The organism is Nonomuraea sp. NPDC052129, assembly GCF_040680095.1.
In the GTDB taxonomy this organism is placed as follows: domain Bacteria; phylum Actinomycetota; class Actinomycetes; order Streptosporangiales; family Streptosporangiaceae; genus Nonomuraea.
Genome location: NZ_JBFAVX010000030.1, coordinates 73,489 through 97,175, shown reverse-complemented (window position 1 = coordinate 97,175; position 23,687 = coordinate 73,489). Strand labels below are relative to the sequence as shown.

The following is a 23,687-nucleotide window of genomic DNA, read 5'->3' as shown; positions in this document are numbered from 1 at the left end:
GCTTCGTGGACGAGTTCGCGGCCCTGCTGGCCGCGATCGGCGTGCCGCGGATGGCCGCCCGGGTGTTCGTCTGCCTGCTCACCTCCGACGGTGGGAGCCTGACGGCCGCCGAGCTCGTACGCCTGCTCCAGGTCAGCCCGGCGTCGGTGTCCAAGGCCATCGGCTACCTGGAGGCCATGGACCTGGTCGGGCGCGAACCGGATCCCGGCGGGCGGCGCGAGCGCTACGTCATCGACGACGACACCTGGCTCCGGGCGTGGCGAACCGACACCGGAGCGCACGCCGAACTCGCGCGGGCCGCGCAGCGCGGAGTCGCCCTCTTCGGCGCCGACTCGCCCGCCGGGACCCGGCTGGGCCAGATGGGCCAGTTCTTCGACTGGCTCAGTGGCGAGATGAGCGGCAGCCGCCTGACCGACACCGTCAAGGGTGATGCGCTGACGGTGCTCGCCGCGCTGGTGCACGCCGCCCGGCCGCTCACCGTGGACGAACTGGTCAGGGCGTTGGGACTGTCTGTGAACCGGGTCGCCGACGCCCTGGCCGCGATCGAAGAGCACCCGGTCGTCGCCGACCCGCTCGCGTTGTTGCACACGGAGCCCGGCACGTACACCGTCACCACCAGATCGGATCGCCTGAGCCCGGCGCAACGCGCGGCGCTCGTGCCCAGCTGAGCAAGCCCGTCATGCCGCAGGAGGGCGGTGAACGGGCGCTGCGAAGCGTGACGGCCAGGAGATCATCTTTACCGTGTCGCAACGTCACTCTCTGTGCCGGAAAACTACAGTGAGTGCTGGCTCCGGACCGGCCGGAAGATCATCGTCTGGCCTGATGAGCAGCCCTGTGCCCGTACTGTCAGTCCCTTTCTCGAAAAGAGAACCAGCATGTCGCGCATCAAGAAGACCGCTATGGCCGTTGCCGTGGCCCTGACCTCCTGTGTCGGCGCGCTCGGCGCCTTCGCCGTCCCGGCGCTGGCCGATCTCGGCGGTGCCTCCGGCCCAGGGGTACGCGCCGCCGCCATCGTCAACGCCAACGGCTTCGTCGTCCGCTCCAAGGGCGTCACCGGGGTCCGCAAGATCGCCACCGGCCAGTACTGCATCCGGCTCGACGCCGACATCAACGCCGCCAACACCGTCCCGGTCGCCACCACCCAGTGGACGGGCTCGCCCTGGGACTCCAGCATCTTCGTCCGCCCCGACGGCAACATCGTCTGCGGGGACTCCCGCGACATCTTCGTCGGCACCGGCAGCGCGTCCGGCGCCCGCGACACCGGCTTCCACGTGATCATCCCCTGACCGAAACCGTCCTTGAGTGGCCGACCGGTTCGCCGCCTGGGCGAACCGGTCCCCTTACGGTGGGGCGGAAACGGCGGTGATCTTGGCCGGGTTCATCATCCACAGCACCTGGTCGATGCCCTGCTCCGAGGCGTTGACCGTGAGGACGGCGAACACCTCTCCGTCGCGGCTCAGCAGCGCGGCGCTCTGCCCGTTCGTGCTCGCATACGCCACGTCGACCCCGGTCCAGAAGTGGCTCGCGAACGCCCTGTGGAACTTCGCCACCCGCGACGCCCCCACCACCGGAAAGCGGGAGGCGCGCACGGCGCCGCCGCCGTCGGAGTAGCTGATCACGTCCAGGGCGAAAAGCTCTTCCAGCGCCGTCAGGTCGCCGACGCGGGCGGCGGCGACGAATGCCGTCAGCAGCTTGCGTTGTTCGGCCTTGGCCACGGGCGTACGTCGTTCGACGAGCACATGCTTACGCGCCCTGCTGACCAGCTGCCGTACGGCCGGCTCGTTGAGCCGGATGATGTCGGCGATCTGCCGGTACGGATAGTCGAAGGCCTCCCGCAGCACGTACGCCGCCCGTTCGGTGGGCGTGAGCCGCTCCAGGAGCAGCAGCACCGCGAGCTCCAGGGCCTCACCGCGCTCGGCGCCGAGGTGCGGATCGGCGCTGGTGTCGACGGGTTCGGGCAGCCACGGGCCGACGTAGGTCTCGCGGCGGGCGCGCGCGGACCGAGCGGCATTGAGGGCCAGCCGGGTGATCGTCGTCGCCAGGAACGCGGCCGGATTGTCCACCGTGGCGCGATCGTAGGCCTGCCAGCGCAGCCAGACGTCCTGCACCAGATCCTCGGCTTCGGTGGCGCTCCCCAGCATCCGGTACGCGATCCCGAACAGGCGAGGCCGCACGCCGCCGAAGACCACCGCGGCCTGCTCGAGATCCTCCGGATCGCCCGATTCGGTGTCCGCCACTCCCATCGCCCCCGCCGAGACCTTTCGCACCGGGATGTGTTTCCACCGACCGTACCCTCCGACCCACCTGACCCGAGGAACCACCCCACGCACAGCCGACGGTAATCGACTCCTTTGCCACCCGGCGTGCGCGAGAAGAGACAGCGGAGGGAAGGAGGGCCCTGGGAAAGATTTCGCCGGGGCTGTCACAGGCCGAGAGGCTGCCCTGTCTTAGCTCGCGGACCGGCTGGCACATGGGTGCCCCGGCGGGCAGGAAGGCTCATCATGAAGATCGTGGTAATCGGCGGGACCGGCCTGATCGGGTCGAAGCTCGTGACGAAGCTGAGAGAACACGGCCACGAGGCGGTGGCGGCCTCGCCGAACACCGGCGTCAACACGCTCACCGGCGAAGGCCTGGACGAGGTGCTGACCGACGCGGCCGTGGTGATCGACGTGTCGAACTCGCCGTCCTTCGAGCGGGCCGCGGTGATGGAGTTCTTCGAGACCTCCACCCGCAACCTGCTCGCCGCGGAGGCCGCGGCCGGTGTCGACCACCACGTCGCGCTGTCGGTCGTGGGCACCGAGCGGATGCCGGACAACGGCTACTTCGCCGCGAAGATCGCCCAGGAGCAGCTGATCGAGAAGTCGGGGATCCCGTTCTCGCTCGTGCACGCGACGCAGTTCTTCGAGTTCGTCCGCGGCATCGCCGACGAGGCCACGGACGGCGACCAGGTACGGATCGCGCCCGTGCGGTTCCAGCCCATGGCGGGTGAAGACGTCGCCGAGGCGATCGGCCGCGTCGCGGTGGGCTCGCCGCTGAACCACCGGATGGAGATCGCCGGGCCGGAGCAGTCGCGGATGGATGAGTTCTTCCGCGACGCCCTGGCTGCCTGGGGCGACCCGCGTACGGTGGTCACCGACCCGCACGCGCGTTACTTCGGCACCGAGCCGGGCGAGCGGACGCTGGTGCCCGCCGACGGCGCGAGCCTCGGCCGAATCCACTACCGCGACTGGCTGAGCCAGAACGCCACCGGAAAGTAGAACTACGCAGGCGGAGCCACCAATTCGGCGTCGACAGAACCGCAGGCTCTCGCCAGGCGGTATTGGGCGGGCGTGACGCCGTACGAGCGGGTGAACCAACGAGTCAGATGGGCCTGGTCGGTGAATCCGACCTCGCTCGCGACCCGGGCCGCGGGCCGTCCCCGGGCGAGCAGGCGGCGAGCGGCCCGCAGGCGCAGCTGGCGCTGGTAGTCGCTGGGCGCCAGCCCGTACGTCGTGCGGAAGGCCCGATAGACGGCGTACCGGCTGGAGCCGGTCCAGGCCGCGAGGTCGTCGGCGTTGATCGGCTCGGTGTAGCAGTCGTCGATCAGCTCGCGGGCCTTCAGGGCGAGATACGCGGCAGTGGCCGCGCGGAGGGTGGCGGGCGGTTCGGGAGGTCTGCGCGCGGCGAGGTGGACAAGGGCGGCGATCGTGCCGGAGAGCAGTTCGTCGCGCTCGAGCGGGTCGGCGCCGCCCAGCAGCGCGGTGTGCAGGTCGCGTAGCCGCGTCGCGAGGGTGGGAGAGTTGAGGACCGGGCTGGCGAACAGCGGCAATCCGGCGGGGCGCTGCGTCACGTCGGTGAGGACGTCGGTGATCAGCTCCTGGCCGATGTGCACGATCCGATAGGTGAACCCCAACTCGTGGGCCGCATGCCCGTCGTGCACCTCGTCGGGATTGAACACCATGACCATCCCGGCCGCGCTCGTATGCCCGGCGCCGCGACAGGTGAAGGTCTGCGCGCCCTGCTCGGTGACACCGAAGGAGTAGGTCTCGTGGCTGTGGCGGTGATAACGGTGGCTGAGGAAGCGCGCGTACATGGCCTCCAACGGCATCTCGGCCGAGCGCCAATAGCTGGTCCATTCCCGGGCCGCGTGGCCCCTGCCGGTCATCTCGTCATCACCTCGTTCCATGTGCGTACGACTCGCGGCGCACGAGCGTACAAGACCAGCCCATCACCTGAAGCACAGGATGGTCGCTGCTGTCGCGCCCGCCTCCTCGATCCTCGGGCGCGGAAAGACGCGTTGCGGAGGTTCCCCATGGCAGACACGGAAACGAGTGGCGCGGGCCGGACCCAGCCCTACCTACTGCTGGCCACGACGATGCTGTTGTGGGGAAGCGGCTTCAGCAGCTCCAAGGTGATCGTGGATCACCTGCCCCACTCGGTGGTCGCGACGTTGCGTTTCGGCGGTGGAGCTCTGGCACTCCTGGTCGCCCTGCGGTTGTCCAGGCAGCTCGGTGGTGCCCGTCGGCGGTCGTCGCCGCGGGACTGGGCACGGGCCGCCGGAGCGGGCGTGATCGGGGTTTTCGCCTATAACCTGTTCTTCTTCTGGGGGCTGTCACTCGCGCCGGCGATCGACGGAAGCAGCATCGTCCCGGTCATGAGTCCCGTACTGACCACCGCCTTTCTGCTGATCACCCGGCAGGAGAACGCGTCAGTGGCGCGGGTGGCCGGGTTGGCGACCGGAGCGGTCGGCGCGCTGATCTTCTTCGCGGGTTCGGCCGGAGCCGCGGGCGCGGGCCAGGCCCGGCTCGCCGGTGATCTGTTGTTCCTGCTCAGCGCCTGCTGCTGGGCGGCGTTCACGCTGTCCGGTCGCCGCGTACTCGCCGGCATCGAGCCGCTCAAGGCGACGACGTACGCGACGCTGAGCGGGGCGGTGCTGCTGGCGATCTACAGCGCGCCGGCGGCCACCGAGGTCGCCTGGCAGGATGTGCCCGCCTACGTCTGGCTGAACGTCGTCTTCGTGGCGCTCGGCCCGACCGCGGTGGCGAACCTGCTCTACTACCGGGGCATTCACGCCGTGGGTCCCGCGTCGGCGTCCATCATGATGTTCGTCGTGCCCGTTGTCGGGACCGCGTGCTCGGCCGTGTTCCTGGGTGAGTCCTTCGATACGGTGCAGGCCACGGGAGCGGCCGTGCTCCTCGTCGGCGCCGTCCTCGCCGTCACCCAGGGCAGGTTCCGGGCGCGGCGACCCGACACCGCCGCTCGGCAGCCCACCTCGTAACCGCATCGGATGGCGACGCCGCGCCGATATGCGTGGGATATGCGAGTGATATGCGGGGCCTCGATTACGGTCTGCTTCAGGAGTGACCTGGTCGACATTCGCCCTGAAGGCGGCCTTCCCTTCCGATAGAACGGGATCACCATGCCGCCAACGTAGCCCTGTCCCCACAGGGCTCTTGGCATCAAGCAACTGGGCGCCTAACCGTATCCCCCCATACGCACCTGTTCAGAGAGAAGTGAGCATGCTCGCAATCGGCAGGCCGACCTGGCCGAAGACGCTGAAACTTGCCGTCCTTGCCGTGTCGGTCACTTTCGCGGCGGCAGCGCTGATCCCCCAGGCCGCCTCAGCACAGAGCACCAGCGCCCTGGCCGTGTCCCACAAGAGCCCGTTCAACTGTGGGAAGACCTTCTACGCCAACAACTGGACCCCCACCCACAACCCGTCGGGCTCCATCGACTGGCAGAACTACGGAAGCGACGCCATCAACGGTGAGACCGTACGGGCCACCGCCGCGGGCACCGCGACCTTCCACGACGAGGGAAACACCAGCTACGGCAAGTGGGTGGAGATCCGTCACAGCGACGGCACCAGAACCCGATACGCCCACCTCTCGTCCATGGTGAAGGCGGCCGGCGGCTCGCTGAGCGTCGGCCAGGGCACCACGATCGGGACCGTCGGTTCGACGGGCGGCTCCAACGCTCCGCACCTGCACTACGAACAGCGGACCTCGGGCGGCGCGATGGACACCAGCCCGACCGTTGAGGGCGTGACCGTGTCCTTGGGCCAGAAGAAGGCCATCAAGAGCACCAACGGTTGCGGCGGTGGCGGCAACCCCAACACCCCCGAGAGCGTCTGCGGCGCCGGGTTCACGGTCATCGACTCGGCCGCCCTGACTGGTGGCCGCACCTACCTGTTGTACAACTCGGGCACCGGCACCAACTGCGTCGCGACGTTGAAGACGACGAGCCTCGGCACGGCGTCGGCGGTGTCGGCCTTCCTGGAGCCGGAAGGGGCGACCAGGACGACCGACTCGGGCAGCTTCGAGTACTACGCGGGACCGGTCAAGCGCAGCGCGCCCGGAAAGTGCGTCAAGTGGGGCGGCTCGGTCGGCAGCAGCACGTACACCAGCGGCTTCGAACACTGCGACTGACCTGATGGCCGGTCGCTGAAACGTTCTGTCGAGGGCCACTACCCCATCATGAGTAGTGGCCTTTGACGTGCGGTGAGGGTACGCACCGCGGCCGCCAGCGCCGCCACCCCTTCGACGATCCGGCCCTCGGCCAGACCGCCGTAGCCGAGGAGGGCTCAACCGGCGGCGAAGGCGCCGACGGAGGCCGCGCACAACAGCAGCCCCGCGGCGTGCGCCAGGCTGGTTCGCTCCCGCAGCACCACGGCGGCCAGGCCACCGATCGCGGCGGCGGACTGCCCGATGAGCCCGACCAGCGCGTAGTGGGTACGGCGCGACAGCAGCCCACCGAGGAAGTCCGAGGCGCCGTACAGGGCAGCGGCGGCCAGGGCGAGTAGAACCGCCGTTGGCATCAGTGCTCACCGGCCGACGCGGTAGCGAGGTGGCACGCGTTCGGGCTCGTCATAGCGCTGTCCACGATGGTCCGTCTCTCTCAGGAGTCATAGGGAGTACATGAGCCATGCTTCCGGCAGATTGGACGGCTGGACAGGGCCGATTCCAGTCTGCGACAGAGGTCCGATTTCCGCATTCGCTGGACCGATGATTGACGAGGGCCACAGGCTGAGAACGTGCTAGATGACGCTTCTTCCACGACGGCTCTGCCGTGGTTCGCGCGGCCCGCTGCCCGGTCCTGGACCTGCGCGCCCGCCCCTGCCGGCGTGCGGGACTTCCACGCCGCCTTGCCCGGCTACGCGCCCACCCCACTGACCGAACTTCCGTCCCTGGCCACCGAGCTGGCGGTCGGTCGAGTGTTCGTCAAAGACGAGTCGTCCCGTCTTGGGCTGCCGGCCTTCAAGGCGCTGGGCGCTTCCTGGGCGGTGCACCGGGCCCTGGCGGAGCGTACCGCCGCGGAGCCCGTCACGCTGGTCAGCGCCACCGACGGCAACCACGGCCGTGCCGTGGCCAGGACGGCGCGGCTGCTCGGCCGGCGCGCGCACATCTTCGTCCCCCGGGGTGTCCATCCGGACGCCGTGGCGGCCATAGCCGCTGAGGGGGCGGAGATCACCCGCGTTCCGGGCTCGTACGACGACGCCGTGCACCAGGCGGCCGAGGCGGCCACCATCGCCGCCGACGCGATCCTGATCCAGGACACCGCCTGGCCCGGCTACGAGACGATCCCGGGCTGGATCGTCGAGGGCTACTCCACGCTCTGCGTCGAAATCGACGAGCAACTCGCCGCCGCCGGAGCCACGGCGCCCGGGCTCGTCGCCGTCCCGGTGGGCGTCGGCTCCCTGGCCCAGGCCGTGGTCACTCACTACCGTGGTCGTTCGTCCGCACCGGCGCCGGCCTTGCTGTCGGTCGAGCCGGAAGCCGCGGCCTGCGTCATCGAGAGCCTCACCCGTGGCGAACCCGTCAGCGTCACCACCGGCCCAACCGCCATGGCCGGGCTGAACTGCGGCACTCCGTCCAGCATCGCCTGGCCCTACCTGTACGGCGGGCTGGACGCCGCGGTCGCCATCACTGACGCCGCAGCCGCTCGCGCGGCCGGTGACCTGGTGGAGCTCGGTGTTTCAGCGGGCCCGTGCGGGGCCGCCGCGCTCGCCGGTGTCCGCGCGGTGCTCGCCGGGGAGGGCGCCGACGAGCGCCGTGAGACGCTCGGGCTCGGTCCGACCTCGGTGGTCGTCCTGCTCAGCACCGAGGGTATGGCGGCCAACCCGCACGGGGCCTGTCCTTGAACCTGCGATTCAGCCGAGGTCCGGATGGGGGACGTAGCGGTCCGGTTGGATCAGGTCGAGGCCGGCGTCGTCGGCCATCAAGGTGTCCATGTCCGCGATGCGCCATGCTCCGCGATGTCGTCCGTACCCGTTCGCCGCACTGGTGGCGTGGGCAGTCCCGCCGTCGGCCCGGTCAGGTAGAGCAGCGGGACCCAGGGACGCAGCCCGTGCCGGACATAGAGGGCCATGGCGCGTGGGTCGGAGGCTCATTTTAGAACGCCGGCCATTGGAGGACGGGCCGGAGCACCCCGGCCCCTCAGTCGCGTCAGCCCACGATGACCGTGAGGTCGAACGTGCCCTGGTGAGGGATGCGGAGGGCGTGGAAGCGGCGGGCGCCGTCGCGGAAGTAGCGTACGGAGCCGGCCGCGACGGTCGCCTCCATCGGGGTGCCCCAGCGGAAACGGATCGTGGTGCGGCCCCGGCGGATGTCGAAGCCGTCGGCGCTGGTCGTGGTCGAACCGCCGAACGCGGCCTGCGTGCCGTTGGTGAAGGTGAGGACGTCCGTGGGGCGGAGGACGAGGGGGATCTGCTCGGTGGCGGCGGCGTTCGCCTTGACCGTGCGCCGGATCGTTCGGCGGGTGACCAGGACGTCCGTGGTGACGTTCGCGTTGCCGTAGCGGATGCCCAAGGCGGCGGGGGGCGGGCCGCCGGTCCACTCCTTGCCACCGGGGGCGCCGTGGAAGTAGGTGGCGGGCAGCGGGCCGTTGGAGTCGGGCGCCTGGCCGGGGAAGACGGTGGCCCAGCAGGCGTAGTTGTTGTCGTTGAGCCCGCAGATGATCGTGCCGGCTTCGGGATGCCACAGGAAGGTCAGGCCGGTGCGGGCGAGGGAGGCGCGCTCGCCGAAGTAGCCGCCCAGGTACAGGCCGGGCTTGCGGACGTACAGGAAGTCCTGGCCGCGGTCCTTGCGCAGCTCGACGAAGTTGTCGGAGCGCAGGTAGGGCAGGTCCGCGATGGCGGCGGCCCGCTGCCGTCTGGTGGGGAACCCCTCGCCGTAGAGGCCGTGGGTGAGGATGCGCGGTGAGGTGTCCTGCTTGGCGAGCGGCGTCACCGGCTCGGTGGAGCCGGCCCAGGCGGCGCGGGCCTCGGCGAGGTCCTCGCGGGCGGTCAGGAAGGCCGACAGCAGCGGCACCTGGCGGATGAACGTCCAGTTGAGCGCGGTCCTGTCGGGGTCGGGCCGGACCTCGTCGTACCAGCGGGCGCTGGTGCGGGTGGAGGGGGCGACGTTGACCATGTACCCGGCGCCGTCGGGCTCGCGCAGCAGGTTGTAGGACAGGAAGCCGGTGAAGGCGCGGGCCATGTTCACCAGGTTCAGGTCCGAGGTCTGCTGGTAGGCGTCGGCCATCTCGGGGAGCATGACCTCGAAGTTGTAGTTCATGTCGTGGCCGCCCTTCTCGTGGAAGAAGCCGACGGTGCTCAAGCCGGTCGCGGCGAGCCGGGGGAACGCCTCGGTCAGGCCCTTGGCCAGCGCGGGGTCGGGGTCGAGCTTGAGCGCGAGCGCGGCCCCGGCCAGACCCGAGGTGGTCTGGTTGGCGTAGCCGAGGGGTTCCTGCCAGACGCTGTGGTTGGTGGGGTCCAGGAACCAGGTCATGGCCGTGTGCAACGCGGCGGTGAGCTGGGTCTGCCTCGCGGGCAGCACCTTGGCCGCGCGCAGGATCCGCAGGGTCTTGGCCAGGTAGCCGATGCCGAACCCGGTGGGCGCCAGGCCGTGCTCGTTGCGGCTGTACTCGGGGAAGGAGCCGTCGGGGTGCTGGAGCGACAGGTAGTGGCCGAGCGCCGCGTCGAGCGCGGCCAGCAGGTTCGCGTTCCCGGCGTACGGGTTCCACGGGCGGGCGTTGGCGTAGAACCAGGCCAGCGTGAAGACGTGCTCCTGCACACGGGCGTTGTACGACGCCGCCGGCGAGCGCCACCAGCCGCCGGCGAAGAAGCCGCTGTCGTCCATGTCGTTGACCATGGGAGCGAGGGTGGCCAGGTACGGCGCGAAGCGCTGCTCCTGGGGGGAGAACGAGGCGCGATTCAGGGTGGACAGTGGCGGCAGGTCGGGGACCGCCGCGAACGCGGTGCCGGGCACGAGCAGGGGGGTGGCGGCCACCGGGAGCAAGGCGGTGGCTCGGAGGAGGGTGCGGCGAGAGAGCATGATCAGCCTTTCAGACCGGTGTGCGCGAGCCCCTCGATGAACTGCCGCTGGGCCAGCACGAAGACGACCAGGATGGGGAGGGCGGTCATCGTGGCGGCGGACAGCTGTACGTTCCACAGGGGCGAGCCGTAGGCGTCGACGAACTGGGTGAGCGCCTGCGGCAGCGTGAACTTCGACGGAGTCGACAGGAACACGATCGGTTCGAGGTAGAGATTCCACGAGTGCAGGAACGTGAAGATGGCGACCGCACCGAGCGCCGGCCTGGCCAGCGGCAACGCCACCCGGCAGAAGGTGCCGAAGCGGCCCAGCCCGTCGACCCTGGCGGCCTCCTCCAGCTCCCCGGGCAGCGTGATGAAGAACTGCCGCATGATGAACGTGGCCAGCACGCTGGGCGCGCCCAGGATCGGCACCAGGATCAGCGGCCAGTGCGTGTCGGTCATCCCCAGCCCGTGGAACATCTGGAACAGCGGGACGATCGTCACCTCGCTGGGGATCAGCAGGCCGACGAGCACGACCAGGAAGAGCACGTTCTGGCCGGGGAAGCGGACGCGGGCGAAGGCGTAGCCGGCCATCGCGGCCACCGCCATCGTGCCGACGGTCACCACCGCGGCGATGTAGAGGCTGTTGAAGTACTGCTGTCCGAACGGCTGCAGCTCGAAGACCCGGCTATAAGTGGAGAAGTCAAACCTGGAGGGCACCAGCGCGGGCGGGAAGGCGAAGATGTCGCTGATCGGCTTCACCGACGAGGTGACCATCCACCAGGTCGGGAAGACGAACGGCACGCACAACACGCACAGCAGCGCGTACAGCGCGAGCTTGACCCTACGACTCATGGAAGACCCACCTCCGGCGCAGCCGCCACTGCAGCAACGTCAGCGCCGCGACGATCAGGAACAGCAGGACCGACAGGGCGGCGCCGTAGCCGAGGTGCCGGAACTGGAAGGCCTGCTGGTACAGGTAGTAGACGAGGACAGTGGTGGACATACCTGGCCCACCCTGGGTGAGCACGGCGATCTGGGCGAACACCTGCAGCGACCCGACCACGGTGACGATCGAGGTGAGCAGGATCGTCGGGCTGATCAGGGGCACCGTGATGCGCACGAACCGGGTCCAGGCGCCGGCGCCGTCGAGCTGCGCCGCCTCGTACAGCTGGCGCGGTACGCCTTGGAGCGCCGCCAGGAACAGGACCATGTTGAGGCCCACGTTCTTGACGACCTGGACGACGATGACCGACAGCAGGGAGGTGGTCTCGCCGCGCAGCCAGTTGGGACCGTCCACGCCCACCACGCCGAGCACGCCGTTGACGCCGCCGTCCTGCTGGAGCAGGAACTGCCAGACGATGGTCCAGGCGACCAGCGACACCAGCACCGGCGAGAAGAACAGTGTCCGGAAGAACGTGGTGCCGCGCAGCCGCTGGTTGAGCAGGATGGCCAGGAGGAGGGCGAGGGCGAGGTTGAGCACGACCAGGCCGACCGAGAAGAGCGCGGTGCTGGTCAGCACCTGTCCCATCTTCGGGTCGGCGAGCAGCTTGGCGTAGTTGTCGCCGCCGATGAACTCGAACGTGCCCGCCAGCACGTTCCACTCCTGGAGGCTGTAGTAGACGACCAGGCCGAGCGGCAGCAGGACGAACAGCGCGCTTCCCACGAGCTGCGGCGAGATCAGCAGGTAACCGACCAGGGCGTCGCGCCGGGGGATCGTCCAGAAGGGGCGGCGCCGGGTGGCGGCGCGCTCAGCCACCCGGTTGCCCAGATCCGTCACCGTCACGTCATCCGCCCAACAACGGCTGGATCTTCGCGCATACGCCGTCCAGCACCGCCTTGACGTCGGCGTCCGGCTTCCACAGCGGGTCGAGCGCGGCCCTGGCGGTCTGGGCGAGCTCGGCCTGACCCTTGTGGCTGGGCTTGACCACGCCCTTCTCGATGCCGTCGATCACCACTTCCTGGAGCTGGTCGCTGTTCAGCATGGGACTGGTCTTGGCCATGGTGTCGGCGGTCAGCAGGGAGCTACGCGCGGGCGGGAAGTACGCGGCGAGCTTGGCGGAGTTGGCGGCGTTGGTGAAGTAGGCGAGGAAGTCGGCGGCCTGCTCGGCCCTCGGCGACTTCTTCAGCACGCCGATCCCGGCCTGGCCCATGACCGCGTACTTGCCCTTCGGCCCGGCGGGCAGCGGCACCAGGTCCCACTTGAACGTCGCGTCCTTCAGCATGGCGGCGCGGGAGATCTGGGCCACGGCCATCGTGGTGTCGCCGGAGAAGAAGTCGACGGCGGTGCCCGGTCCCGGCATGGACTTGTCGGTGAAGATCGCCTTGTGGACGAACGTCATGGCTTCCACCATCTCGGGAGCGTTGAACTGGCAAGTGCTGCCGTCGTCGCTCCACGCCTTGGCGCCCCAGCCCTGCCAGATGGTGGCGAGGTTGTCCCAGGCCTTGTAATCGAAGTTGAGGATGGTCAGGCCGTTCTTGCCCTTCGCCGCGACGGCCTTGTTGATCTCGTTGGCGTGCTCCCAGTCCCACTGGCCCGCCTTGAGCAGCTCGCGCGGCGACTTCTGGCCCGCGGACTTGACCAGGTCGGTGTTGACGAAGATGCCGAAAGGCGAGGTGGAGAACGGGTAGGCGTACAGCTCGCCGCCGTTCTCCCACAGCCGGGTGGCGGCGGGGACCAGCTCGTCCGCTTTCTCGATCTTGCTCTTGAGCGGGACGAGGGCGCCGGAGCCGACGAAGTCCGGGGCGGAGTTCTCCAGGATCCACGCCAGGTCGGGGGCGTTGCCGCCGGCGATCTGGGTGGTCAGTGTGGTCGTGTAGTTCTCGAACGGGATCGGGTCGAAGGTGATCTCGCCGACCTGCGGGTGGGACTTGCGGTACTCGGCGGCGATCTCCTTGAACAGCTTCAGGTGGGCCTCGTTGGAGGTCCAGATCGACATGCGCAGCGGCTGCGGGCCCTCGGCGGCCGGCGCGGCGTCACCGCCGCCGCAGGCGGTGAGGGTGAGGAGGGCGGTCAGCGTGAGGGCCGCCAGCTTCCCGGGTGCTTTCATGGGGGATTCTCCTTGTACGTCAGTAACCGGTGACGTCGGGCCAGCGCAGCTCCACGCCGTCGCCGGCGAGCCGGTGCTGGTAGTCGGCCAGGAGCCGCCCGTCCGCGCGCACGGCGTGCGGCGTGGTGGCCTGGTCCAGGCAGAAGGCGGCGAGCGCGCCGGCCGCCTCGCCGACGTTCCACTCCACCGGGTGCAGACGGTAGGCGCCGTTGGTGATGTGGGTGGTGCCGATGTTCTTGGAGGCGGGCAGCAGGTTGGTCATCCGCTGCGGGATCAGCGCCCCGAGAGGGATCTCGAACGGGGAGCAGGCGACGTCGATGTAGTTGTCGCCGCCGGTCGAGGGGTGCAGGTCGATGCGGTACATGCCCACGCCCACCGAGTCGTGATAGGAGGCGGCGCCCTTGTCGCCGCGTACCGCCACGGACAGGTCCTGTTCGGTGACGGTGGTCAGGGCCCGGATGCGCCGGGACTCGCGGATGTAGGGGGCCTGGGCGAGCCCGTCGGCGCTGCCGGTGACGTCGCCGCGCAGCCGCAGGCCCGGGTAGCCGGTGCCGCCGTCGTGGCGGGGGGCCTCGGTCTGCAGCCAGTACATCACCGACATCGACAGCTCGCGGGCCGCCGCCAGATGCCGATCGGCGTCCGGCACGTCGATGATCGGCCCTTCCAGGTAGTCGATCATCGGCCAGTTGACCAGCGTGATGTCGCTGTCGTACGCGCCGGGCCGGAAGTTGTCGCGGGCGGCGATCCGGCGGAACGTCCACAGGTTGCCGTCGCCCGGATTGACCCGCTGGTCGGCCTCCACCAGGCGGGGGTCGTCACCCGGGTTCGGGGTGAAGGAACGCTCCACGATCTCCAGCGTCCGCGGGCTCGGGCAGCGCCACGACAGCAGCCGGTCGCCCCAGAAGGGCGGCTGGTAGGCGCGCCAGAAGTCGTACGAGGCGGGCCTGTCCACGGTGTGGTCGCCGTCCACGTGGTCGATCGCGAAGCACACGGACACGGCCTGCATGTTCATCGGCTGCGCCGTCGCCGGGGCGCTCGGCTCACCGGTCTCGTCCCGCGACTCGAACCCGGTCACGTACTCGGTCCCGGTCAGCGGCAGCAGCTCGCCGGTCTCGGTGGCGTCCAGCACGTACGCCGCCACCGCGGTGATCTCGTCGCCGCTGTCGCGGTGCGCGAGCCGCACGGCCGTGACGCGGTCGCCGTCCACCTCGGCCCCGACCGGCCGGTACGGCTGCAGTACGCGTAACCTGCCCGACCCCCGGTAGGGGGCCAGCATCTCCTCGATGACCGCGACGGCGACCCGCGGCTCGTGGCACAACTTGCTGACGTGCCCGGCGCCCGGATTCAGCTCCCGCCACGCCCGCGCCCGCTCGGTCAGCGGGTAGTGGTCGCGGTAGTAGCGCCGGATGCCGTCGCGCAGCGCGCGGTAGCTCGCCGTGACGCCGAACCGCTCCACCCAGGTGTGCTCGTCCGGGGGTACGGCCTGGCTGGTGAGCTGTCCGCCCAGCCAGTCGTACTCCTCGGTGATCACCACCGAGCGCCCGGCCCGCAACAGGGCCAGCGCGGCGGCCACGCCGCCCAGCCCGCCGCCGACGACGAGCGCGTCTGCCGATATCTCAACCACGTGGGGTTTTACCTCTCCTCAAGTACGGTCTGTGTCAGGTACGGGGGCCAGGGTCATGTCCGGGGTGCGGGTGCCAACGTCGATCCCTCGACCAGCTCGCACGCCAGCAGTTCCTGCGGAACACCACCGCGTTCCAGCACCCCGGTGAGCAACTCGACGGCCCTGCGCCCCATCTCCCGCCGCGGAATGCGGAACCCGGCGAAGTCGATGTCGGTCGACACCGGCCTGGTGGACGCGCCCAGCGCGAGGATGGACAGGTCGCGCGGCACGTCCAGGCCACGGGCTCGGGCGCTCTCGACGATGGCCACGCCGTCGGCCAGCTCCTCGGCGAACACCACGGTCGCACCGGAGTCGAACAGCCCGTCCGCGGTGGTGAGGTGCAGCCCTTCGACACCGGTCGCGGCCACACCTTCGGTGAAACCGCGCAGCCGGTCGGCGAAGGACTCCGCGCCCGTCCCCGCTCCGACATAGGCCATCCGGCGGTGCCCGAGCGCCGCCGCCCGCTCGACCAGCGCGCGCATCGCGGGCGGGTAGTCGGCCCCGACGTACGGCACCGGCCCACCGGCGTCGTCGCGACGGCCGACCGAGACGAACGGGATGCCTTCGGTCAGCAGCCGGGACAGGTCGTCCCGGTCGATCGTCCGGCCGAGCAGAACGCATCCGTCGGCCAGTCGAATCCGGCTCTCCCCACTGAAGATCCGCCGCCGCTCACCCTGCTCCACCTTGGCACTGGTGAACAGCAGCAGGTCACAGCCCGCCTCCTCGGCACACTCCTCGATGCCGACCAGGAACGGGTGGTAGAAATCAGCACCTTCCGCCGGGAAGACGGCCTCGTAGGTGAACACGCCGTAGATACGGTTGCGCCGCTCGGCCAGCCCGCGCGCCGCCGGGTCGGCGACGTATCCGGTCTCCCTGATTACTTGGAGTACTCGGTCGCGGGTCTCGGGCGAGATCCGCACCTCGCCGTCGGCCCTCCCGTTGAGCACCAGTGACACCGTCGTCTGGCTCACTCCAGTCATGCGCGCGATGTCCTGCTGCGTCAGACGCCGCCCTGAACCAGTCACTGTGCGTATCACCCATCGTCCTGCTAATGCGCATTAGTTCGGTCATTGTGAAACCGGACATAAGAGGATGTCAAGGGGTAATAGCTGAAGTAATCCGTATTATCAGCAGTGCTGGTCTTCGCGGGTGTGACGACACCCAGTAACGCCGCCAAAACCCGCCGACGGTATCTGACCTGGCCTTCCGGGACCGTGACCAGTCCAACCTCGACGCCCTTGGCCGCTCAGCAGACGGGCGGTCCCGGCTACTGTGCGGCGAACGGGCAGAAAGCCGAACCGGGGAGTGAACGAGTGCGGTCGCCCCTCCTCATGGCCCAGTGATCAGTCCTGGAGAGCACACGTTCCGTTCTGTCGGAGCGCTGCTCTACGGTTTGCGTCCACGGACTTCCTGATGATCGGAGTGAGAAGGCGTGCGACTGTCGACCCCGCCTGCGCCAGTGGATGTGGCGGCGATCTTTCCGGAGCTGGCTGACCAGGTGAAGACCACGGTCCGGCTGCACCCGCGCCGTGGAGCTCCGGCCATCACGGATAGTTCCATGGGCGGTCCTCTGCTGTGGCCCGCCGACGAGGCATGGCCGTACTGTGAGGCCTCCGAGCATGCGGACCCGTCAGGGCTTTGGGGGCGGGTAGCGATGGTACCCGTCCTGCAGCTTTACGCCCGTGATACCCCAGAGCTGCCGTTTCCCGCCGGAGCGGACCTGTGCCAGGTGCTGTGGTGCCCGGTGACCCACCGGCCCGATCACGTGCCCGTACTCTACGTGGCCTGGCGGGACTCGCGGCTGGTTGCGAAGGTCCTCGCCAAGGCTCCCGAGCCGGTGGAGAGCGAGAAGGAGTACCTTCCCTCGCCATGCGTGCTGTCCCCCGAGCGCGTGCGGGAGTATCCGTCCGTGTGGGTATTGCCGGCGGAGCTGGACAAGAAGGTCGCCGAATGGAGCGACTCTTCGCACAATCCCGAGGAATGGAGCTACCAGGACCACCTGTCCACGGCCCCGGGAACCAAGGTCGGCGGGTGGGTTGACTGGATTCAGGACCCGATCTCGATGGAGTGCGACCGCGGACACGAGATGTCGCACCTGCTCACCATCGCGAGCTGGGAGCACGATGGGGGGTCGGACAAGAGGTGGGTACCTCTGGAAGAACAGCACCTGCTGGGCCCCCACCAGGTCTCCGAACTCCAGGAACCCGCAGGCATCATGATCGGTGACGCAGGATCGATGTACGTGTTCACCTGCTTGGAATGCTCTGACCGACCCGTGGAGACAGCCAGTCAGTGCTCGTAACCTCAGGCGCGGAGCGGACGGATCACGCTGATCGCTGGTCGGAGGAGGCGGCGCGCAGTTGCGCCAGGTCCAGTTCGATGCGGCGTCCGTGGACGGTCACGACGATGCTGGCGCCTTCGGCTCCTGTTGCCGTGAGGTAGTCGAACAGAGTGGACAGCAGCATGTCGCTGCGATTCTCCAGCCGGGACACCACAGCCTGTCCCACACCGAGTCTCTTGGCCACTTCGACCTGGGTCATCTGTCCGGCTTTGCGGATCATCGCTAGGTTCATGGCATAGGCGCGGTCCATTTCCTCGGCCGCCTCGTGCGCCTGGGCCACGTCAGCGGCGAGTTCGGGATCGGCGAGCAGTCGGTCCAGGTGTTCGTTGCCGCGGACGAAGGTGTTGTCAGGCTCGGTCATGGCTTCTCCTCAAACGCTGTCTCCCGTTTCCACTGATCGATCAGCCCGTCCGCGCGTGCGGCCACGCTGTCGTAGAACAGATCGCCCAGCTTGGCCTTGTCCCCGGCGAACAAGGCCACGACGACCTTCCCGGTGTTCGGTGGAAACCAGCAGATCAATCGCACCGCCACCTCCGGATGGTAGGCGTGCGACACCCGCCACAGCTGATGACGGCGTGACTGGCGAACCCACCGCAGTGTGGCCGTTTCCGCATCCGGGGTGAGTGGTCCAGTCATATTCCGAGCTGATCCAGGGCGCGGGCGGTGAACACCAGGAGCAGCCGCGACCGCTGGTCGCCGGCGCGGGCTTCTGCTTCGAGCCGGTCAAGCCACGCACCGAATTCGGCTGGCCAGTCAATGTCCACATACTCCACTATGCCATCGGAGTCATATGCCCTTCAAGTCATATCGATTCGGAGGTGTCGCCTTAGATCAGCACGCTGATCGGATGATTCCCAGTGCCTCCTCGACGCGGTCCGCGTGGGTGCGGAAGCTGAGCACGCACAGGCGCAGGAAGAACCTGCCGTCGATGGCCGTACTGCTCAGATACACGCGCCGACTGGAATTGATCTCGGCCAGGAGCCGCCTGTTGTCCTCGTCCGTTCCGCGCAGCCGGAAGAGCACCACTGTCAGGTCCGGTTGCCACGGCACCTCGAAGCGTGGGTCCCCGGCGAGCTGGCGGTGGACATAGGCGGCGAGGTCGAGCTTTTCGTCCAGCTCCCGTTCGAAGGCCCGTACGCCGTGCAAATGCAGGGGCAGCCACAGTCGCAGCCCCCGGAACTCCCGGGTCAGCTCCACCCCGAGGTGGCCGAAGTCGGGCAGGTCGTCCACCGGGCTGAGGTCCTGCAGATACCGGGCGTCGGCCGCGTGGGCGGCATGCAGTACGGCGGGGTCGCGCACCAGGAGCAGGCCCGTGCCGTACGGCAAGAACAGGCTCTTGTGCGGATCCAGCGCGATCGAGTCGGCCGCCTCGATCCCGGCGAGCCGGTCCCGGCCCCGCTCGGTGAGCTGGAACCCGCCACCGTAGGCGGCGTCCACGTGGAACCACAGCCCCTCGCCGCGAGCCAGTTCGCCCAGCTCCACAAGCGGGTCGATGGTGCCGGAGCTGGTGGTTCCCGCGGTGCCGACCAACAAGAACGGACGCAGCCCTGCGGCGCGGTCGGCGGCGATCATCGTGGCCGCCGACGAGACGTCCATGCGCAGGTCCGCGGTGGCGGGCACGGTCCGGATCCGCTCGGCGGGCAGGCCGGCGATGCGGGCGGCCTTGGCGACGCAGTAGTGCGTGTGCTCGGTCACGTACAACATGCCGTCGCCGTCGCCGTCGCCGTCGCCTCCCCCGTCTCCGTGGGCGTGGCGGGCGGCGAGCAGTGCCGAGAGTGTTGCCACCGACGCGCCCGTCGTGGCCAGCCCGCCCGAGCCCTCCGGCAGTCCGAACCGGTCGCAGAACCAGGTCAGCACCCCGTGCTCCATGGCGACCAGCGCGGGCGCCACCTGGGCCACGCCGGTGAAGCGGTTGACGGTCTGGGCCAGCAGTTCGGCCAGCGCCGCTGTGACCAGCCCGCCCGCCGGGAAGTACGCGAGATAGCCCGGACCGGCCGTGTCCACGCCTTGCCCGGCGGCTTGGCGGAAGAGCTCCAGGAGGGCGGCGAAGTCGCCGGGGCCTTCGCCGGGCGGGCGCCGCAACGTGGTGACCAGTTGTCCGGCCTGCCGGTAGTCGCTCGCGGGCGCCGAGTCCAGGTCGCGGACCCAGTCGGCCAGGAAATCCACCGCGTGCCGGCCCAGGCGCTGAATGGCGGAGGGGTCGAGTTCGAGGGGGAGAGCGCGTTCGTCGGTCGTCATGCGGGCACGGTAGATACGCGGCGTACGCGAAGGATTGGACGTTATTGCACCCCACGCTGGTAGGCGCGCGGCGGCACTCCGACGAGGCGCCGGAAGTGCCGCGAGAGGTGCGACTGGTCGCAGAACCCCACCGTGACGGCCGCCTGCGCCGGCGGCATGCCCTGCCGCAGCAGCTCGCGAGCCTTCGCGACGCGCAACTGGGTCACGTACGCGTGCGGCGGCATGCCGTACGCGCGCCGGAAGGAACGCAACAGGGCGTACGGAGTGACCTCTGCCACCGCCGCCAGTTCGGTCAGGCCCGGCGGGTCCGGCATCGTCGCGTGCAGCAGATCCCGTACCTGGGACATGCTCCTCCTGCCGGTCCGGCGGGCCTGGCGCTGCGGTCGGCGCGTGCCGTACGCGCGGAGCATGAGGGTCAGCAGCGTGTGGAGCTGGGAGTCCGCGGCCAGTGACGCGCCGGACTCCGCCACGCGATGGGCGGCCGCCACTCGCCGGGCCATTCGCGGGTCGGTGATCACCCGCCGCTCGAACGACGGGGTCCCGCCGGGCACGCCGATCTCGTCGGCGACCTCCCGCACCTGCTCGACGCTCGGATACAGCACCCGGTACGTCCATCCGTCGGTCGTGTGGGGCCCGCCCGTGTGGACGACGCCCGGTTCGATCACCACGACCTCGTCCGTCCCCGCGTACTGCACGCCGTCGGAGAACCGGATCTCCTCCTGACCGGCCTCCAGCGTTCCCATCGCGTACGTCTCGTGGCTGTGCCGGGCGAACCGGTGCTGGACGAACTGCGCGCGCATCAGGTCCAGGCCACCGAGCCCGTGGTAACGCCAGTAGTGGGCAGATTCCACATATCCCTTCATAGCGCGTAACCGTGTGAAACACGCCGCTGGCATCACCCGGATGGAGGATGCCGGGGCGGCGTGATGGGCGATGTCGCGAGACCCGCCCCGACGGGAGTCTTGAGGCATGGAAGCCATCGAGGTGACAGACCTGCGCAAGACGTACGGGGACACCACCGCCGTGGACGGCGTCACGTTCACGGTCCACGCCGGGGAGACCTTCGGCATCGCCGGCCACAACGGGGCGGGCAAGACCACCACCGTCGAATGCCTCCTCGGGCTGCGGCGCGCCGATGGAGGCAGCGTGCGCGTCCTGGGCGAGGACCCCGCGCGGCGGCGCCGGGCCCTGGCCCAGCGCATCGGCGCCCAGCTTCAGGAGAGCGCACTGCCAGAGCGGATCAAGGTAGCCGAGGCGCTGCACGCCTTCGCCTCCTTCTACCACCAGCCCGCCGACTGGCGGGTGGTCATGGAGCGCTGGGGACTGACCCCCTTGGCGCGCAAGGCGTACGGCGACTTGTCCGGCGGGCAGAAGCAGCGGTTGATGCTCGCCCTGGCCCTGGTCGGCGACCCCGAGGTGGTCGTGCTGGACGAGCTGACCACCGGCCTGGACCCCATTGCCCGCCGGGAGACCTGGCGGCTGGTGCGGGAGCTGAAGACCTCCGGCACCACCGTGGTGCTGGTCAGCCACTACTTCGACGAGACCGAGGCCCTGTGCGACCGCCTGGCCGTCTTCGCCCGCGGCCGGATCCGGGCCATGGGCACCCCGGCCGAGATCATCGCCCGGACCGGCACCTCCAGCCTGGAAGAGGCGTACTTCGCCCTGGAAGGAGCGGACCAATGAAGGCGTTCACCGCGCTCACCACGACCGAACTGAGGCTGCTGCTGCGCGATCCCGCCTCGGTGTTCTTCATGATGGCCTTCCCGCTGATGCTCCTGGTGCTCAAGCGCGGTGACAGCGGCGCGGTTCCCGGCTACATGGCGATGATCGCGGCCATCGGCGGCATGGGCGCCATGCCCGGCATCGTGGCCGCCTACCGCGAGCGCAAGGTGCTCAAGCGGCTGGCGACCACGCCGATCTCCCCGGTCCTGCTGCTCGGCGCCCAGCTGGTGGCGCAGGTCGCCGCGGCTCTGGTCGGCTCGGCGCTGCTGGTGGTGGCCGCGATCGTGGGGTTCGGCGCGAAGCCGCCCACGAACGTACCCCTGCTGGCCGTCGCCTTCGTGCTGTGCTCGGTGACGGTCTGCGCGCTCGGCTTCGTGATCGCCGCGATCGTCCGCAACACCAGGGGCGCGAGCCTGATCGGCATGATGGTCATGTTCCCGATGGTCTTCCTGGCCGGCGCGGCCGTGCCCCGCAAGGCCCTGCCCGACTCGCTGCGCGCGATCGGCGACTTCCTGCCGCTGACTCCGGGCGTGGACCTGCTGAACGCCGCCTGGACCGGCGCCGCTGCCCTCTTCCCGATGATGATCCTTACCGGGATAATCGTGGCGGGTACGGCGGTGGCCGCGGCGCTGTTCCGATGGGAGTGACGGAGCGGGGGAGCGACGGGGTGAACGTATGGGAGGCGCGCTGGGTGCGCGCCTTCCACCTGTTGTTCCATGCCTGCCTGGCGCTGGGGCTGATCCTGTCGATCGGCGAGAACAAGAGCCCGGCCCCCGTGACTCTGGTGGTGCTCGCGTCGCTGGCCGGCTGGCACTGGTTCTTCGTCGTCCGCCGGCCGCACCTGCTCGGCCGGCTCCGCCCCATGGCGCTCCACCTGGCCGTGCTCTGCGCTCTCTACGTCGCGCTGGTGCTCACCGACCGCTCCTTCGATGTGGTGATCTTCGGGCTGATGCCCCAGCCGTACGTGCTCCTGACCACCCCCTGGTCGTACGCGGGGGCCGTGACGACCATCCTGTGCACGTTCGCGGCGAGGGGCTACCTCGACGACCCCGACGCCCTGTGGCGGCTCGCCGGGAGTTGCGGCCTGGTGGTGGCGATCGGCATGTTCCTGACCTACGTCCTGCGCCAGAGCGAGCAGACCAAGACGCTCGGCGTGCTGGAGGAGCGGGCCAGACTGGCCAGAGAGATTCACGACACCATCGCCCAAGGGCTGAGCGGGATCATCACCCAGCTTGAGGCGGCCGAGCAGGCCATGCCCGAACCGGGCATACCCGACCTGCCCGCCGTACGCAGGAGGATCGCGCTGGCCAAGGAGCTGGCCCGCGACAACCTCCAAGAGGCCCGCCGCTCGGTGGACGCGCTCCGGCCGGGCCCCCTACAGGACGCGCGCCTCGACGCCGCCCTGGCGCAGGTCGCCGAGCGGTGGTCACGTACGTCCGGGGTGAGCGCCACCGTGACGGTGGAGGGCCCGCCCCGGCCACTGCCCGGCGAGGTGGGCGCCACGCTGCTGCGCGCGGCGCAGGAGGGGCTGTCCAACGCGGCCAAGCACGCGCGGGCGGGCCGGGTGGCGATCACGCTGACGTACATGGACGACGAGGTGATGCTGGACGTGTTCGATGACGGTAGGGGCTTCGACCCGGCCGCGCGCGGCTCCGGTTACGGGCTGGCGGCCATGCGCGAGCGCGCCCGCGGCGTGGGCGGAACGCTGACGGTGGAGACGGCGCCGGGAGAGGGGACGGCACTGTGCCTGCGTATCCCCTCAAGCTGATGATCGTGGATGACCATCCGGTGGTCCGCGACGGGCTGCGCGGCATGTTCGACCACGTGGACGACATCGAGGTGGTGGCCGAGGCGGGCGACGGGTACGAAGCGCTGGCCATGGCCAGGCAGGCACGGCCGCACGTCATCCTCATGGACCTGCGCATGCCCGGCCTGGACGGCGTGGGCGCGATCGAGCGGCTGCGCGTGGACCACCCGGAGATCAAGGTGATCGTGCTGACCACGTACGACACCGACGCCGACGTGACCCGGGCCATGGCCGCCGGGGTGGCGGGCTACCTGCTGAAGGACGCGCCGCGCGAGGAACTGCACCGGGCGGTCCGTACGGCCGCCGCGGGCGGCGCGGTCCTGGCGCCGTCGATCGCCTCCGCGCTCATCCGCGGGCCCGCGACGCAGGCGCCGAGCCCGCGCGAGCTGGAGGTGCTGCGCCTGGTGGCACGGGGCGCGGCCAACAAGGAGATCGCGAGAACCCTGCTGATCAGCGAGACCACGGTCAAGACGCACCTCAAGCACGTCTTCGCCAAGCTCGGCGTCGAGACCAGGGCGGCGGCGGTCGTGGTGGCCATGGAACGTGGGCTCCTCTGACGCGGTCTGTCATTCAGCGGACACATCGTAGGGAATCGG

25 protein-coding genes are annotated in these 23,687 nt (G+C 69.6%); 11 read left to right on the top strand and 14 right to left on the bottom strand.

Translation table 11 applies throughout. The features are described from left to right. Nucleotides 1-50 precede the first annotated feature (50 nt). Both AB0L53_RS44030 and AB0L53_RS44025 read left to right on the top strand, forming a co-directional pair. Nucleotides 51-668: a MarR family transcriptional regulator gene (locus tag AB0L53_RS44030; protein ID WP_364008123.1), complete on the top strand. Its 618-nt coding sequence runs from the start codon at nucleotides 51-53 to the stop codon at nucleotides 666-668. Nucleotides 669-875: 207 nt separating this feature from the next. Then, complete coding sequence (locus AB0L53_RS44025) at nucleotides 876-1,286, top strand: hypothetical protein (RefSeq protein WP_364007983.1); 411 nt, start codon at nucleotides 876-878, stop codon at nucleotides 1,284-1,286. 54 nt (nucleotides 1,287-1,340) lie between these two features. On the opposite strand, the gene AB0L53_RS44020 is transcribed toward AB0L53_RS44025, so the two are convergent. Continuing rightward, a complete protein-coding gene (locus AB0L53_RS44020) occupies nucleotides 1,341-2,267 on the bottom strand; it encodes an RNA polymerase sigma-70 factor (RefSeq protein WP_364007980.1) in 927 nt (308 codons plus the stop codon). A 234-nt stretch (nucleotides 2,268-2,501) separates the two neighbouring features. Between AB0L53_RS44020 and AB0L53_RS44015 the strand changes: the two genes are divergently transcribed. Continuing rightward, on the top strand, nucleotides 2,502-3,257 hold the full coding sequence (locus tag AB0L53_RS44015; protein ID WP_364007977.1) for an SDR family oxidoreductase: 756 nt from the start codon (nucleotides 2,502-2,504) through the stop codon (nucleotides 3,255-3,257). Between the two features lie 2 nt (nucleotides 3,258-3,259). Here AB0L53_RS44015 and AB0L53_RS44010 read toward each other — a convergent pair whose 3' ends face one another. Then, the gene (locus tag AB0L53_RS44010) at nucleotides 3,260-4,144 is read right to left on the bottom strand and encodes an AraC family transcriptional regulator (RefSeq protein ID WP_364007974.1); all 885 of its coding nucleotides are present in this window, start codon (nucleotides 4,142-4,144) and stop codon (nucleotides 3,260-3,262) included. Between the two features lie 147 nt (nucleotides 4,145-4,291). Between AB0L53_RS44010 and AB0L53_RS44005 the strand changes: the two genes are divergently transcribed. Next, on the top strand, nucleotides 4,292-5,257 hold the full coding sequence (locus AB0L53_RS44005; RefSeq protein ID WP_364007971.1) for a DMT family transporter: 966 nt from the start codon (nucleotides 4,292-4,294) through the stop codon (nucleotides 5,255-5,257). 241 nt (nucleotides 5,258-5,498) lie between these two features. After that, nucleotides 5,499-6,407: a M23 family metallopeptidase gene (locus tag AB0L53_RS44000; protein ID WP_364007968.1), complete on the top strand. Its 909-nt coding sequence runs from the start codon at nucleotides 5,499-5,501 to the stop codon at nucleotides 6,405-6,407. A gap of 155 nt (nucleotides 6,408-6,562) precedes the next feature. Here AB0L53_RS44000 and AB0L53_RS43995 read toward each other — a convergent pair whose 3' ends face one another. Beyond that, on the bottom strand, nucleotides 6,563-6,796 hold the full coding sequence (locus AB0L53_RS43995; RefSeq protein ID WP_364007965.1) for a hypothetical protein: 234 nt from the start codon (nucleotides 6,794-6,796) through the stop codon (nucleotides 6,563-6,565). A gap of 216 nt (nucleotides 6,797-7,012) precedes the next feature. Between AB0L53_RS43995 and AB0L53_RS43990 the strand changes: the two genes are divergently transcribed. Beyond that, nucleotides 7,013-8,119, top strand: a complete 1,107-nt coding sequence (locus tag AB0L53_RS43990; RefSeq protein ID WP_364007962.1) for a diaminopropionate ammonia-lyase — start codon at nucleotides 7,013-7,015, stop codon at nucleotides 8,117-8,119. A gap of 304 nt (nucleotides 8,120-8,423) precedes the next feature. On the opposite strand, the gene AB0L53_RS43985 is transcribed toward AB0L53_RS43990, so the two are convergent. From AB0L53_RS43985 to AB0L53_RS43960, 6 genes are read right to left on the bottom strand one after another with little or no spacing between them, the layout of a single operon-like run. Then, nucleotides 8,424-10,292 carry a hypothetical protein gene (locus AB0L53_RS43985; protein WP_364007959.1) on the bottom strand — a complete coding sequence of 623 codons (1,869 nt, stop codon included), beginning with the start codon at nucleotides 10,290-10,292 and terminating at the stop codon, nucleotides 8,424-8,426. Nucleotides 10,293-10,294: 2 nt separating this feature from the next. Next, on the bottom strand, nucleotides 10,295-11,125 hold the full coding sequence (locus tag AB0L53_RS43980) for a carbohydrate ABC transporter permease (RefSeq protein WP_364007956.1): 831 nt from the start codon (nucleotides 11,123-11,125) through the stop codon (nucleotides 10,295-10,297). Next, a complete protein-coding gene (locus AB0L53_RS43975) occupies nucleotides 11,115-12,056 on the bottom strand; it encodes a sugar ABC transporter permease (RefSeq protein ID WP_364007953.1) in 942 nt (313 codons plus the stop codon). Before AB0L53_RS43975 ends, AB0L53_RS43980 begins: the two co-directional genes overlap by 11 nt. 1 nt (nucleotide 12,057) lies before the next feature. Beyond that, nucleotides 12,058-13,320: a sugar ABC transporter substrate-binding protein gene (locus tag AB0L53_RS43970; protein WP_364007950.1), complete on the bottom strand. Its 1,263-nt coding sequence runs from the start codon at nucleotides 13,318-13,320 to the stop codon at nucleotides 12,058-12,060. Between the two features lie 19 nt (nucleotides 13,321-13,339). Further along, nucleotides 13,340-14,944, bottom strand: coding sequence for an FAD-dependent oxidoreductase (locus AB0L53_RS43965; protein WP_364007948.1), 1,605 nt, complete (start codon nucleotides 14,942-14,944; stop codon nucleotides 13,340-13,342). Between the two features lie 53 nt (nucleotides 14,945-14,997). Further along, entirely contained in the window at nucleotides 14,998-16,008 is a 1,011-nt protein-coding gene (locus tag AB0L53_RS43960; protein WP_364007945.1) for a LacI family DNA-binding transcriptional regulator, read from the bottom strand. A gap of 407 nt (nucleotides 16,009-16,415) precedes the next feature. Between AB0L53_RS43960 and AB0L53_RS43955 the strand changes: the two genes are divergently transcribed. Next, nucleotides 16,416-17,285: a DUF1963 domain-containing protein gene (locus AB0L53_RS43955; RefSeq protein WP_364007942.1), complete on the top strand. Its 870-nt coding sequence runs from the start codon at nucleotides 16,416-16,418 to the stop codon at nucleotides 17,283-17,285. Nucleotides 17,286-17,307: 22 nt separating this feature from the next. Here AB0L53_RS43955 and AB0L53_RS43950 read toward each other — a convergent pair whose 3' ends face one another. The 5 genes from AB0L53_RS43950 to AB0L53_RS43930 all read right to left on the bottom strand — a co-directional run bounded on the left by AB0L53_RS43950 (nucleotide 17,308) and on the right by AB0L53_RS43930 (nucleotide 20,425). Further along, entirely contained in the window at nucleotides 17,308-17,685 is a 378-nt protein-coding gene (locus AB0L53_RS43950) for a helix-turn-helix domain-containing protein (protein ID WP_357939483.1), read from the bottom strand. Next, nucleotides 17,682-17,855, bottom strand: a complete 174-nt coding sequence (locus AB0L53_RS43945; RefSeq protein WP_357939484.1) for a hypothetical protein — start codon at nucleotides 17,853-17,855, stop codon at nucleotides 17,682-17,684. The genes AB0L53_RS43950 and AB0L53_RS43945 overlap by 4 nt, the downstream gene beginning before the upstream one ends. Nucleotides 17,856-17,956: 101 nt before the next feature. Continuing rightward, a complete protein-coding gene (locus tag AB0L53_RS43940) occupies nucleotides 17,957-18,088 on the bottom strand; it encodes a hypothetical protein (protein ID WP_364007938.1) in 132 nt (43 codons plus the stop codon). Between the two features lie 67 nt (nucleotides 18,089-18,155). Further along, nucleotides 18,156-19,562, bottom strand: a complete 1,407-nt coding sequence (locus AB0L53_RS43935; RefSeq protein WP_364007935.1) for a pyridoxal-dependent decarboxylase — start codon at nucleotides 19,560-19,562, stop codon at nucleotides 18,156-18,158. Nucleotides 19,563-19,603: 41 nt separating this feature from the next. Then, on the bottom strand, nucleotides 19,604-20,425 hold the full coding sequence (locus tag AB0L53_RS43930) for an AraC family transcriptional regulator (protein ID WP_364007932.1): 822 nt from the start codon (nucleotides 20,423-20,425) through the stop codon (nucleotides 19,604-19,606). 106 nt (nucleotides 20,426-20,531) lie between these two features. On the opposite strand from AB0L53_RS43930, the gene AB0L53_RS43925 reads away from it, so the two are divergent. The 4 genes from AB0L53_RS43925 to AB0L53_RS43910 are packed head-to-tail and all read left to right on the top strand — an operon-like array spanning nucleotide 20,532 to nucleotide 23,648. After that, nucleotides 20,532-21,245 carry an ABC transporter ATP-binding protein gene (locus AB0L53_RS43925; protein WP_358193010.1) on the top strand — a complete coding sequence of 238 codons (714 nt, stop codon included), beginning with the start codon at nucleotides 20,532-20,534 and terminating at the stop codon, nucleotides 21,243-21,245. After that, on the top strand, nucleotides 21,242-21,931 hold the full coding sequence (locus AB0L53_RS43920) for an ABC transporter permease (protein ID WP_364007928.1): 690 nt from the start codon (nucleotides 21,242-21,244) through the stop codon (nucleotides 21,929-21,931). The genes AB0L53_RS43925 and AB0L53_RS43920 overlap by 4 nt, the downstream gene beginning before the upstream one ends. A 20-nt stretch (nucleotides 21,932-21,951) precedes the next feature. Beyond that, complete coding sequence (locus AB0L53_RS43915) at nucleotides 21,952-23,052, top strand: sensor histidine kinase (protein WP_364007925.1); 1,101 nt, start codon at nucleotides 21,952-21,954, stop codon at nucleotides 23,050-23,052. Then, complete coding sequence (locus AB0L53_RS43910) at nucleotides 23,052-23,648, top strand: response regulator transcription factor (RefSeq protein ID WP_357939496.1); 597 nt, start codon at nucleotides 23,052-23,054, stop codon at nucleotides 23,646-23,648. The genes AB0L53_RS43915 and AB0L53_RS43910 overlap by 1 nt, the downstream gene beginning before the upstream one ends. Nucleotides 23,649-23,687 lie beyond the last annotated feature (39 nt).

Excerpts from the sequence above, each read along its gene's own strand:
- AB0L53_RS44030 (WP_364008123.1), top strand. The coding sequence starts at position 51 with ATGGCCGCCCGGGTGTTCGTCTGCCTGCTCACCTCCGACGGTGGGAGC.
- AB0L53_RS44025 (WP_364007983.1), top strand. The coding sequence starts at position 876 with ATGTCGCGCATCAAGAAGACCGCTATGGCCGTTGCCGTGGCCCTGACC.
- AB0L53_RS44015 (WP_364007977.1), top strand. The coding sequence starts at position 2,502 with ATGAAGATCGTGGTAATCGGCGGGACCGGCCTGATCGGGTCGAAGCTC.
- AB0L53_RS44010 (WP_364007974.1), bottom strand. The coding sequence starts at position 4,144 with ATGACCGGCAGGGGCCACGCGGCCCGGGAATGGACCAGCTATTGGCGC.
- AB0L53_RS44005 (WP_364007971.1), top strand. The coding sequence starts at position 4,292 with ATGGCAGACACGGAAACGAGTGGCGCGGGCCGGACCCAGCCCTACCTA.
- AB0L53_RS44000 (WP_364007968.1), top strand. The coding sequence starts at position 5,499 with ATGCTCGCAATCGGCAGGCCGACCTGGCCGAAGACGCTGAAACTTGCC.
- AB0L53_RS43995 (WP_364007965.1), bottom strand. The coding sequence starts at position 6,796 with ATGCCAACGGCGGTTCTACTCGCCCTGGCCGCCGCTGCCCTGTACGGC.
- AB0L53_RS43985 (WP_364007959.1), bottom strand. The coding sequence starts at position 10,292 with ATGCTCTCTCGCCGCACCCTCCTCCGAGCCACCGCCTTGCTCCCGGTG.
- AB0L53_RS43980 (WP_364007956.1), bottom strand. The coding sequence starts at position 11,125 with ATGAGTCGTAGGGTCAAGCTCGCGCTGTACGCGCTGCTGTGCGTGTTG.
- AB0L53_RS43970 (WP_364007950.1), bottom strand. The coding sequence starts at position 13,320 with ATGAAAGCACCCGGGAAGCTGGCGGCCCTCACGCTGACCGCCCTCCTC.
- AB0L53_RS43950 (WP_357939483.1), bottom strand. The coding sequence starts at position 17,685 with ATGACCGAGCCTGACAACACCTTCGTCCGCGGCAACGAACACCTGGAC.
- AB0L53_RS43935 (WP_364007935.1), bottom strand. The coding sequence starts at position 19,562 with ATGACGACCGACGAACGCGCTCTCCCCCTCGAACTCGACCCCTCCGCC.
- AB0L53_RS43930 (WP_364007932.1), bottom strand. The coding sequence starts at position 20,425 with ATGAAGGGATATGTGGAATCTGCCCACTACTGGCGTTACCACGGGCTC.
- AB0L53_RS43925 (WP_358193010.1), top strand. The coding sequence starts at position 20,532 with ATGGAAGCCATCGAGGTGACAGACCTGCGCAAGACGTACGGGGACACC.
- AB0L53_RS43920 (WP_364007928.1), top strand. The coding sequence starts at position 21,242 with ATGAAGGCGTTCACCGCGCTCACCACGACCGAACTGAGGCTGCTGCTG.
- AB0L53_RS43910 (WP_357939496.1), top strand. The coding sequence starts at position 23,052 with ATGATCGTGGATGACCATCCGGTGGTCCGCGACGGGCTGCGCGGCATG.